Below are 10,694 nucleotides of genomic sequence, written 5' to 3'. Positions count from 1 at the left end.
GACATGCCAATCCCATCACAGATCAGCCGGCCCGGCTCGGCCAGACATCCCGCCTCAGGAGTCCGACGGTGGGGTGATCTCGGACTCTCGCCGGGCCGCTCGGCGGCGGGTGCCGACCCACTGGTGCACCCACAGCACCACCATGCCCGCCACGACGATGCCGATCATGTTCACACCCAGTTGTGCCGCCGACTCGGCGGCCACCCGCCACTGCCCTAGCGTCGCCGCCACCACGGCGTACCCTGCGGCGGGCACGGTTGTGACCGAGATGAACACCCCGACCAGCGCCGACGACTTGGCCGAGACCAGCGAGAGCATCCCCGCCGCGCCGGCCAGCGCCGCCACCACGAATGAGAACACCCCGACCTGGTAGATGAAATCGACCTGATCGGCGGCGGTCACGTCGGTGACGGTGACCAGGTCGGTCCACTCGCTCAAGGCGGTCGCGGCCAACGTGACCCCCATGGCGATGGGAAAGCCCACGATCAACGCGGTGAACGAGCGGCGCGCGAGATCGAGCCGTCGACGCACCAGGCCGACCGCGATGCCGGCCAGCGGACCGAACTCGGGGCCCACCACCATCGCGCCGACCACTGTGACGGCCGAGTTGGTGATGACACCCACCGCGGCGATCAGGGTGGCCAGGGTCAAGAAGATGAGGAAGGTCGCGGTCAGCGTGGCGTCCTCGCGGGTGCGCCGCACGAGCGCTTCCCAGATGATCGCGTCCTCGGGATCGCCGGGTACGTCGCGCTCGGCCTTGTCGGCGGCCGCCGAGAGCACGGTGTCCAGGGCTTCCATCGTGATGCACCCGGTGGCCGGTACGCCAATGCTGACCAACGCGGTGAGCAACTCGTCGACCGCCTCGCGGGTGACGTCGGCCTCGATCAGGTCACCGAGCGGCTGCACTGCCGCACCGTGATGGATCACCAGGTGGGTGACCCCGCGATCAGAACGCAGATGTGCGATCACTTCGGCACTGACCGCTGCGGGCGCGATGATGCGGAGATGCTGCACGACAATCCCCGGTCGGTTTCACATGCCTGAGCCCGCAGCGGATCCGGCGACCGGCGGCGTGGCGTCGATGCCGGATTCCTTGCGTTGCTGGGCCGTGATGGCCGCGGGTGCGTCGGTCAGCGGGTCGACGCCACCACCGGACTTGGGAAAGGCGATCACCTCCCGGATCGAGGACTCCCCGGCGATCAACGCGGTGATCCGGTCCAGCCCGAACGCGATTCCGCCGTGCGGTGGTGCCCCGAAGGCGAAGGCGTCCAACAGGAATCCAAACTTCTCCTGCGCCTGCGCGGCGTCGATACCCATGATCGCGAACACCTTTTCCTGCACGTCGCGGCGGTGGATGCGGATGCTTCCGCCGCCGATCTCGTTGCCGTTGCAGACGATGTCGTAGGCGTAGGCCTGAGCCGCGCCGGGATCGGTGTCGAGGGCGGCGGCCGACTCGGGGGTCGGCGAGGTGAACGCATGGTGCAGTGCGGTCCAGGCCCCCGACCCCACCGCCACGTCGCCGCTTGCGGTGGCCTCGGCGGTGGGCTCGAACATAGGAAAGTCGACGATCCAGGTGAACGCCCACGCGTCGGGGTCGATCAGCCCCAGCCGCGTGGCGATCTCCCCACGCGCGGCACCGAGCAGGGCCCGCTGGGCCTTGGGTGCGCCGGCGGCGAAGAACACACAGTCACCGGGCTGGGCGCCGACGTGCGTGGCCAACCCGGCCCGCTCGGCGTCGGAGAGGTTCTTGGCCACCGGTCCACCCAGCGTGCCGTCGTCGCCGATCAGCACATAGGCCAACCCCTTGGCGCCGCGCTGCTTGGCCCACTCCTGCCACGCGTCGAGCTGGCGGCGCGGTTGTGATGCGCCACCGGGCATTACGACGGCACCCACGTACTCGGCCTGGAACACGCGAAACGGCGTGTCGGAGAAGAACTCTGCGCACTCGACCAGCTCGATGCCGAACCGCAGATCGGGCTTGTCGCTGCCGTAGCGGCGCATTGCTTCGGCGTAGGTCATCCGCGGGATGGGGGTGGGCACGGTGACCCCGATCAGACCCCAGATCGCCACCAGGATCTGCTCGGTCAGGGCGAGGACGTCGTCCTGGTCGACAAAGCTCATCTCCACGTCGAGCTGGGTGAACTCGGGCTGCCGGTCGGCGCGGAAATCCTCGTCGCGGTAGCACCGGGCGATCTGGTAGTAGCGCTCCATCCCCGCCACCATCAGCAGCTGCTTGAACAGCTGTGGGCTCTGGGGCAACGCGTAGAACGTTCCCGGACGCAGCCGAGCCGGGACCAGGAAGTCCCGCGCGCCCTCGGGGGTGGACCGGGTCAGCGTCGGGGTCTCGATCTCGACGAAGTCGTGGTCGGCAAGCACGGCGCGGGCGGCGGCGTTGACCTTCGAACGCAGCCGCAGGGCGGCCGCAGGGCCCTCACGTCGCAGGTCGAGGTAGCGGTGGCGCAAGCGCGCCTCCTCGCCCGGCTGCTCGTCGAGTTGAAACGGCAGCGGCGCGGACTCGTTGAGCACCACCAGCGCGGCGGCATTGATCTCGATGCCACCTGAGGCCAGGTTCGGGTTCTCACTACCCTCCGGCCGCGTCTCCACGACACCGCTCACCTGGATGCAGTACTCGGCGCGCAGCCGATGCGCGGCCGCAGCGACCTCGTCGTCCCGGAAGACCACCTGAACCAACCCGGAGCTGTCACGCAGGTCGATGAAGATCACCCCACCGTGATCACGACGACGCGCAACCCATCCGGCGACGGTGACGGTCGCACCGGCACTGTCGCTTCGCAGTGATCCGGCCTGGTGGGTGCGCAGCACGGAGGTCCTCTCGATCGGGGGGCGGTTGGGTCGAATACCGCTCGTCATCCTACGTAGAGTGTGAAACCTGACGCGACCGCGTTTGCTGCGCGCGCCTACGTCACCCGCTCCGCGCGGGAGAAGGAGTTCGGCGATGACTTTTCGAGGTGACGGACCACTGGACACCTCCGGGGTGTCCGGAAGCGGCGGCGGCGGCCGCATCGCGATCGGCGGCGGCGTGGGCATCATCGTTGCCATCGTGGCGGTGCTCTTCGGGGTCAACCCCGGAGACATCCTCGGCGGTGGTGGCGGATCGGGCAGTTCGGTGGCCGGCCAGTCGACATCGGATCAACAGATCGACAACCAGATCCGCAGCTGCACCATCGCCAAGGCCAACACCGACACGATCTGTCGGATAGTGGCAACCACCAACAGCCTGGATCGAGTGTGGCCCACGCTGATAGAGGGCTACGTCAAGCCCAAGACACGCATTTTCGCCCAGTCGGTCACCACCGATGGATGCGGCACCGCGAGTTCGGATGTCGGCCCGTTCTACTGTCCGGGCGATCAAACCGCCTACTTCGATCCCACCTTCTTCGCCACCCTGGCCGACCGACTCGGCGGCAGCGATGCCCCGCTGGCGCAGGAGTACGTGGTGGCGCACGAGTTCGGTCACCACGTGCAGAACCTGATGGGCACGATGGACAAGGCCCAGCGGCTCGGGTCGGCGGGTCCCACCTCGGGATCGGTGCGCCTGGAACTGCAGGCCGACTGCTACGCCGGGGTGTGGGCGTACCACGCCGACAAGGGTCCCGATGCGATGCTCGAACCGCTGACGCAGCAACAGATCTCCGACGTCATCGTCACCGCCAAGGCTATCGGCGACGACACGCTGTCGGGCAACAACGACTCCGAGGGCTGGACCCACGGCTCGTCGGCGCAACGGGTGCGCTGGTTCAGCACCGGGTACCAGAGCGGCGATCCCCGATCGTGCGACACCTTCTCGGCGCGGTCGCTGTGACCACGCCACCGCCATCCCACCCACCCCGAAGCCCCAGCGCGATCGACGCGATCGCCGATGCGCACCTGGAGACGATGGCCGATCTCGACCCGGTGTTCGCCACCGAGATCGGCGTCGGCGGCCGCGACGACCGACTCACCGACTACTCCCCCGCCGGCTGCGCAGCCCGCACCGACGCGGCGCGCCACACGCTGTCGGCGTTGGCGGCGGCCCCCATCACCGACGAGGTCGACCGGATCAGTGTCGCGACCATCTCCGCCCAACTGAATCGAACCGTCGCGATCGACGAGGCCGGGCTGCGTGTGGGCGAGCTCAACGTGATCGCCTCACCTTTGCAGGCCATGCGCGACGCTTTCGACGCGATGTCGGTGGACTCGGCCGATGACCGCACCGCACTGGTGGATCGGGTGGCGGCGGTACCGCGCTGCATCGACGGCATCATCGCCGGGCTGCGGGCTCGTGCTGCCGCAGGGCCGGCACCGGCCCGCCGGCAGGTCGATGCCGTTGCCGCACAGGCTCCCCGGGCGATCACAGGCATCGCCGCGAAGGTGGCCGAGGCCCTGGCCCGGGATGGCGACCTCGAGTCCGCGAGCACCGCGGCGTTGGGCGCCGCGCGCACCGCCCTCGACGACCTGGCCAGGGTCCTCGTGGAGGAGATCGGCCCGACCGCAGTGGATCACGACGCTGTCGGACGCGATCGGTACACGCTGCACTCCGCGCACTTCGTCGGCGACGTCATCGACCCCGAGGAGGCCTACGCGTGGGGACTGGAGCAGATGGCCGCGGTGATCGCCGAGCAGGAGCAGCTCGCCGAGATCGTCGCTCCCGGTGCCGGAGTACGCGGTGCGCTGTCCGCCCTCGACGCCGACCCGCGGTACCTGATCGAGGGCAGTGCGGCGTTCGCGGCGTGGATGCAGGAACTCTCGGATCGATCGTTGACCGCATTGGCAGGAACCCATTTCGACATCCCCGCCGAGCTGGGTCGGCTCGAGTGCTGCATCGCTCCGGCCGCCACAGGCGGCATCTATTACACCGCCCCGAGCGAGGACATGAGCCGCCCGGGTCGCATGTGGTGGTCGGTTCCGCCGCAGCAACAGACCTTCCACACCTGGCAGGAGACCACCACGGTGTTCCACGAAGGGGTACCGGGACATCACCTGCAGATCGGGCAGGCGATGATCTCCCCGGAACTCAACCGGTGGCGCAAGCTGGCGTCGTTCAGCTCCGGGCATGGCGAGGGGTGGGCCCTGTACTCCGAACGTCTCATGGGTGAACTCGGCTGGCTCGACGATCCCGGCGATCGGCTGGGGATGCTCGACTCACAACGACTCCGTATCGCCCGGGTGATCGTCGACATCGGGGTGCACTGCGCGATGCCTGCGCCCGAGGCGGTGGGCGGCGGAACCTGGGACGCCGACAAAGCCTGGACGTATCTCACCGACGCGGTCGCGATGCAACGTTCGGTGCTGCGGTTCGAACTCGACCGCTACCTCGGCTGGCCCGGTCAGGCACCGTCGTATGCCCTTGGCCAACGTGTCTGGCAGCAGGCGCGAGACACCTTCCTGACCGCCGATCCGACGCACACCCTTCGCGAGTTCCATTCGCGCGCATTGCGTCTGGGCGGGGTGTCGCTCGATGTCCTGCGATCGGAGTTCGCGGCCGGATGATCCTGGCCACCGAACCGTGTGGGCGGCGGCGATGAGCGCCGTGCTGCGTGTGGACGATCTGTCAGCCCACCACGGTGATCGCACGCTCTTCGACGGCTTGGATCTCACCATGTCCCCCGGCGAGGTGATCGGTCTGATCGGGGCCAACGGGGCCGGCAAGTCGACCCTGCTGTCGCTGCTGGCGGGCACCGGGACCGCGGAAACCACCGGGCGGATCTCGGTGACGCCGCCCGATGCCACCATCGGGCACCTGCCGCAGGAGATCGCGCGAGTCGACGGCGAGACGGTTGCGCAGTTCCTGGCCCGCCGAACCGGAGTGTCGGCAGCCGAAGACGAGATGAACAGGGCCGCAGAGTCGCTCGCCGAGGATTCCGGTTCGGACGAGGACACCTACACCCCGGCGTTGGAGCGGTGGCTGAGCCTCGGCGGAGCCGACCTCACCGAGCGTGCCGCAGCCGTGGCCGCCGACCTGGGGCTCACCACCTCCCTCGACGCAGAGATGACCACCCTCTCGGGTGGGCAGGCCGCACGAGCCGGATTGGCCGCAATCCTGTTGGCGCGTTACGACATCCTGCTCCTCGACGAGCCCACCAACGACCTCGACCTCGCCGGGCTCGGCCGACTCGAGCGGTTCGTCACCGAGACCGACTGCGCCCTGATGGTGGTGAGCCATGATCGAGAGTTCCTGGCCCGAACGGTGACCGGGATCGTCGAACTCGATCTCGCGCAACAGCAGATCGCGGTCTACGACGGCGGATACGAGGCCTATTTGGTGGAGCGCGAGGTGGCGCGTAGGCACGCCCGCGAGGAGTACGAGGAGTTCGCCGACACCAAGGCCGGACTCGAGGATCGCATTCGGACACAACGCAACTGGCTGGAGCACGGGGTCCGCAACGCCCGACGAAAGGCAACCGACAACGACAAGATCGGCCGGAAGTTCCGCGCCGAGTCGACCGAGAAGCAAGCCGCGAAGGCACGCCAGACCCAACGACGTATCGAGCGTCTCGAGGTGGTGGCCGAGCCTCGCAAGGAATGGGAGCTGCAGATGCAGATCGCCTCGGCACCACGCAGTGGCAGCGTGGTGGCCACGCTGCGCGATGCGGTGGTGCACCGTGACGCCTTCACCCTCGGGCCGATCACCACCGAGATCGGTGCGGGCGATCGCATCCTGGTGACCGGTCCCAACGGCGCGGGCAAGACCACTCTGCTGGGCCTCCTGTTGAAGCGGATCACCCCGGATCGCGGGTGGAGTTCGTTGGGGTCGGGAGTCGAGATCGGTGAGATAGACCAGGCACGTGGCGCCTTCGTCGGGGCGGACTCGGTGGCGCAGGCCGTGCACCGCCACGTCCCCGACTGGTCGGATGCCGAGGTACGGACCCTGCTGGCCAAGTTCGGATTGCGCGGCCCGCACGCGCTACGTCCAGCGCACACGCTGTCGGCGGGCGAACGGACACGAGCCGGGTTGGCGCTGCTCCAGGCGCGCGGGGTCAACCTGCTGGTCCTCGACGAGCCCACCAACCACCTGGATCTACCGGCCATCGAACAGCTGGAACAGGCCATCGAGTCATTCGGCGGAACCCTGTTGTTGGTCACCCACGATCGCCGCATGCTCGACACCGTCCGCAGCACTCGTCGCTGGCATCTCGGCAACGGAATGCTGCACGAGTCGTGACCGAATGGCTTGCGACTTGTATGGGACGTACGTCGGGTGTTCGAACACTACGGGTTCTAGCCTGGCGAGGAGTCACGGAGGGCGGCTCGGTAGCTTCCTGCCGGTCCTGGCGCCGGGGCCTGGCTCTGAGAGGGTTGTGCCCCCTCCGTGATCTCCGTCTGCGATCTGGCTCAACACAGGAATGCCGATCGGGCTGACCGGCGCCGTCGACACAGTGCTCTCGGACAGATCGATCCAGTGTCATTCGAACGCAATATGATTGGCCCCCTGCGCCTCCGTCTGAGGTGACCACGACCCGTGTTTCGACCAAGACTGGCCCTCGACGTCACCCTGGCTCGACGTCACCCTGACAAGACGCGGGAGCTGATCTCAGCGACCACCGCGTCGAGTCCGACGGTGACCTGCGAGCCGTCGGCGAGGTCCTTGATCTCGATCTGATCGGCGTCGAGCTCCCGGTCGCCGAGGACCAACGCGAACCGAGCCCCGGATTTGTCGGCAGCCTTCATCGCACCTTTGAGTCCACGCCCGCCGTAGGCGATGTCGACTGCCACCCCCCGGGCACGCAGGTCCCCGGCCACCGTGACCAACCGGTCGAGCGCCCGCTCCCCCATCGGCACCCCGTAGACCAACACCCGAGCCGGCTCGGCGGTACCCACCCCTTCGACTTCCTGTGCCAGCATGGTGCGGTCGACACCCAGTCCGAACCCGATTCCCGAGAGTTCCTGTTTGCCCCCGAGCTGACTCATCAGTCCGTCGTAGCGTCCGCCGCCGCCGATCCCCGACTGTGCGCCAAGGCCGTCGTGGACGAACTCGAAGGTGGTCTTGGTGTAGTAATCCAACCCTCGCACCAGCCGCGGGTTGATCTCGTAGACCACACCGAGGCGGTCCAGGTGCCCGCGCACCGCCGCGAAGTTCTCCGACACCGAGTCCGAAAGGTAGTCGAGCATGAGCGGCGCATCGGCGGTGGCCGCCTTGATCTCCGGTCGCTTGTCGTCGAGCACGCGCAGCGGGTTGATCTCGGCTCGCCGACGGGTCTCCTCGTCAAGATCGAGTCCGAACAGGAACTGCTGCAACGCTTCTCGGTAGCGCGGCCTGCACGTCGAGTCACCCAGGGTGGTGATCTCAAGTCGATACCCGGCGAGGCCACACCGCCGAAACCCTTCGTCGGCCACCGCAATCACCTCCGCGTCTAGCGCCGGGTCGTCGATGCCGATGGCCTCCACACCGACCTGCTGGAGTTGGCGGTAGCGGCCGGTTTGCGGCTTCTCGTAGCGGAAGAACGGGCCGTGGTAGCTGAGTTTCACCGGCAGCGCCCCCCGATCGAGCCCGTGCTGCAGCACCGCCCGCATCACTCCGGCGGTGCCTTCGGGTCGAAGGGTGACCGAGCGCTCGCCCCGGTCGGCGAAGGTGTACATCTCCTTGGACACCACATCTGTCGACTCACCCACGCCGCGCGCGAACAGCGCCGTGTCCTCGAAGATCGGCAGCTCGATGTGGGAGTAGCCGGCCAGTCGCGCCGCCCGGGTCAGTTCGTCGCGCACGGCGAGGAACCGGGTGGAGGTCGGCGGAACATAGTCAGGGACTCCGCGGGGAGCCTGGAAAACCGAACTCACAGTCCGTTCCGTCCTTTCCTGCGACCCGCCGCGGCAGCGGGATCGACGCCGGGCAGACCGACCAGGAACGGGTTGCTCGCCCGCTCGGCACCCACCGAGGTCTGGGTGCCATGACCCGGTAGCACCTGGGTGGAGTCGGGACGCGTGAGCAGCCGCTCGGCAATGCTGTCGAGTAACTGCTGGTGGTTGCCACCGGGCAGATCGGTCCGCCCGATCGACCCGGCGAACAATACGTCGCCGGAGAAACACACCGGGACCGGGCCGTCGTCGGTGGGCACGTCGGTGGTCAGCAGGACAGATCCCCGGGTGTGCCCGGGCGCCAGATCGACCTCGAACTCGATCCCGGCGACAGTCACCGGCTGCCGATCGACGAACTCGATGACGGTGGCGGGCTCCCGGAACGTCATCCCGCCGATCATCGCCGACATCGCCGGTCCGATGCCGCTGGCCGGATCGGTGAGCATGCCGCGGTCGGCAGCGTGAATGTAGGCCGGGATGTCGAACTCCTCGCACACCTCGAACGCGTTCCAGGTGTGATCGAGGTGACCGTGGGTCAGCAACACCGCGACCGGGACCAATCCGTGTTCGGCGACGACCGACCGGACCGAGGGGGCCGCGTCCTGGCCCGGATCGATGATGACCGCGGATGCACCTGCCTCCGGCGCCACGACGTAGCAGTTCGTCGCGAACATGCCTGCGGCGAAACCGGTGATCAACATCGGGGCTCCTCATCGGGTCGGGACGTGTCCATCATGGCAAACACGTGATCTGTACGACCGTACCGGTGATGGTCGGCCACCCCTTCGCGGCGGTTCACAGGCTGGACTGGCACACTTCAACCGTCCACCGGATAACTGACCGGTCCGCCGCACGCGCGTGCGGCCACGGCGGTGGACGCCCCGCGGAGTAGGTGAAGAAAGGGATCACGGCTGTGGCCACCAACGAGCAACGACGGCAGGAAGCCAAACGCAAGCTCGAGCAGCGGCTTCAGACCCAGCAGCAAGCCGCGCGACGCCGCCAGATCATCGTCATCTCCATCTCCACCGTCCTCACGCTCGCTGCGGTGGCGGCCGTCGGCACCGTCGTGGGCATCAAGATCAACAACAACCGGTACAAGACCTGCGACTACACCGCGACTCCCGCCGAGCAGAACCCGTTCGGTAAAGCGTTGACCATCGCCCCCACGTTGACCCCGGACAAGCGTGGGCAGGCCCAGCAGGCCGTCGATGAGTTCAACAAGGGTAAAGCCGCGCAGCGCACCTCCCCGCTGCCGTCCAAGCGGGAACTCAAGAAGGGCACCGTGACGGCCCGGCTGGCCACTTCGCAGGGCGACTTCGAGATCACCCTCGACCGTTCCTCGGCTGCCTGCAACGTCGCCGCGATCACCTCACTGATCCGCAACAAGTACTACGACAACACCACGTGCCACCGGATGACCGGCGGCACCCCCGAGGCCAAACTGACCGTGTTGCAGTGCGGCGACCCGACCGGCACCGGTGGTGGCGCACCCGGGTGGTCCAGCCCGGACGAGTTCCCCACCGGTCTCAAGATCGTGCCGCAGACCCAGCAGGAGGCGGCCAGCGGTCAGCCGAACAGCGTGGTCTACCCGCGCGGAACGGTAGCGATCGCCAACAGCTACCAGCCCGGCCAGCAGGGTGGACCGGCCAGCGGCGAGAACTCCGGTAGCGCCCAGTTGTTCATCGTCATCAAGGACAGCCAGCTGCCCCCGTACTACAGCGTCGTGGGCAAGGTCGACGCCACGGGGCTGGCCGCGGTCGACAAGGTGCTCGCCGCCGGTTTGACCCCGCGCGTGCAGTACGCCACCGACCAGAACGGAGCGATCACCGACGTGGCCACCACGCCGGGTGACGGCGCCCCCAAGTTGCCGTTGACCTTCACCAAGGTCAGCATCGCCTGAT

General features: G+C 67.9%; 8 protein-coding genes. 4 read left to right on the top strand and 4 right to left on the bottom strand.

What is annotated here, in order from left to right; translation table 11 throughout:
* Positions 1-54: 54 nt before the first annotated feature.
* Together KIK15_RS14575 and aspS are read right to left on the bottom strand one after the other, a co-directional pair.
* Entirely contained in the window at positions 55-1,014 is a 960-nt protein-coding gene (locus tag KIK15_RS14575) for a DUF389 domain-containing protein (protein ID WP_214245434.1), read from the bottom strand.
* Positions 1,015-1,032: 18 nt separating this feature from the next.
* Positions 1,033-2,823, bottom strand: coding sequence for an aspartate--tRNA ligase (gene aspS, locus KIK15_RS14570; protein WP_214245433.1), 1,791 nt, complete (start codon positions 2,821-2,823; stop codon positions 1,033-1,035).
* A 133-nt stretch (positions 2,824-2,956) separates the two neighbouring features.
* On the opposite strand from aspS, the gene KIK15_RS14565 reads away from it, so the two are divergent.
* From KIK15_RS14565 to KIK15_RS14555, 3 genes are all read left to right on the top strand, one after another.
* Positions 2,957-3,823 (top strand): neutral zinc metallopeptidase, encoded by an 867-nt coding sequence (locus KIK15_RS14565; protein WP_214245432.1) that lies wholly within the window; start codon positions 2,957-2,959, stop codon positions 3,821-3,823.
* 74 nt (positions 3,824-3,897) lie between these two features.
* On the top strand, positions 3,898-5,490 hold the full coding sequence (locus tag KIK15_RS14560; RefSeq protein WP_214245431.1) for a DUF885 domain-containing protein: 1,593 nt from the start codon (positions 3,898-3,900) through the stop codon (positions 5,488-5,490).
* A 31-nt stretch (positions 5,491-5,521) separates the two neighbouring features.
* Complete coding sequence (locus KIK15_RS14555; protein WP_214245430.1) at positions 5,522-7,162, top strand: ABC-F family ATP-binding cassette domain-containing protein; 1,641 nt, start codon at positions 5,522-5,524, stop codon at positions 7,160-7,162.
* 341 nt (positions 7,163-7,503) lie between these two features.
* On the opposite strand, the gene hisS is transcribed toward KIK15_RS14555, so the two are convergent.
* Both hisS and KIK15_RS14545 read right to left on the bottom strand, forming a co-directional pair.
* Positions 7,504-8,775 (bottom strand): histidine--tRNA ligase, encoded by a 1,272-nt coding sequence (gene hisS / locus KIK15_RS14550; RefSeq protein WP_214245429.1) that lies wholly within the window; start codon positions 8,773-8,775, stop codon positions 7,504-7,506.
* Positions 8,772-9,494: an MBL fold metallo-hydrolase gene (locus KIK15_RS14545; protein ID WP_214245428.1), complete on the bottom strand. Its 723-nt coding sequence runs from the start codon at positions 9,492-9,494 to the stop codon at positions 8,772-8,774. The genes hisS and KIK15_RS14545 overlap by 4 nt, the downstream gene beginning before the upstream one ends.
* Before the next feature lie 191 nt (positions 9,495-9,685).
* On the opposite strand from KIK15_RS14545, the gene KIK15_RS14540 reads away from it, so the two are divergent.
* Entirely contained in the window at positions 9,686-10,693 is a 1,008-nt protein-coding gene (locus KIK15_RS14540; protein ID WP_307851903.1) for a peptidylprolyl isomerase, read from the top strand.
* The last annotated feature ends 1 nt before the right edge of the window (position 10,694 follow it).

Source organism: Williamsia sp. CHRR-6 (assembly GCF_018474015.1).
Taxonomy (GTDB): Bacteria; Actinomycetota; Actinomycetes; order Mycobacteriales; family Mycobacteriaceae; genus Williamsia_A.
This window is presented reverse-complemented; position numbering and strand designations above follow the sequence as displayed.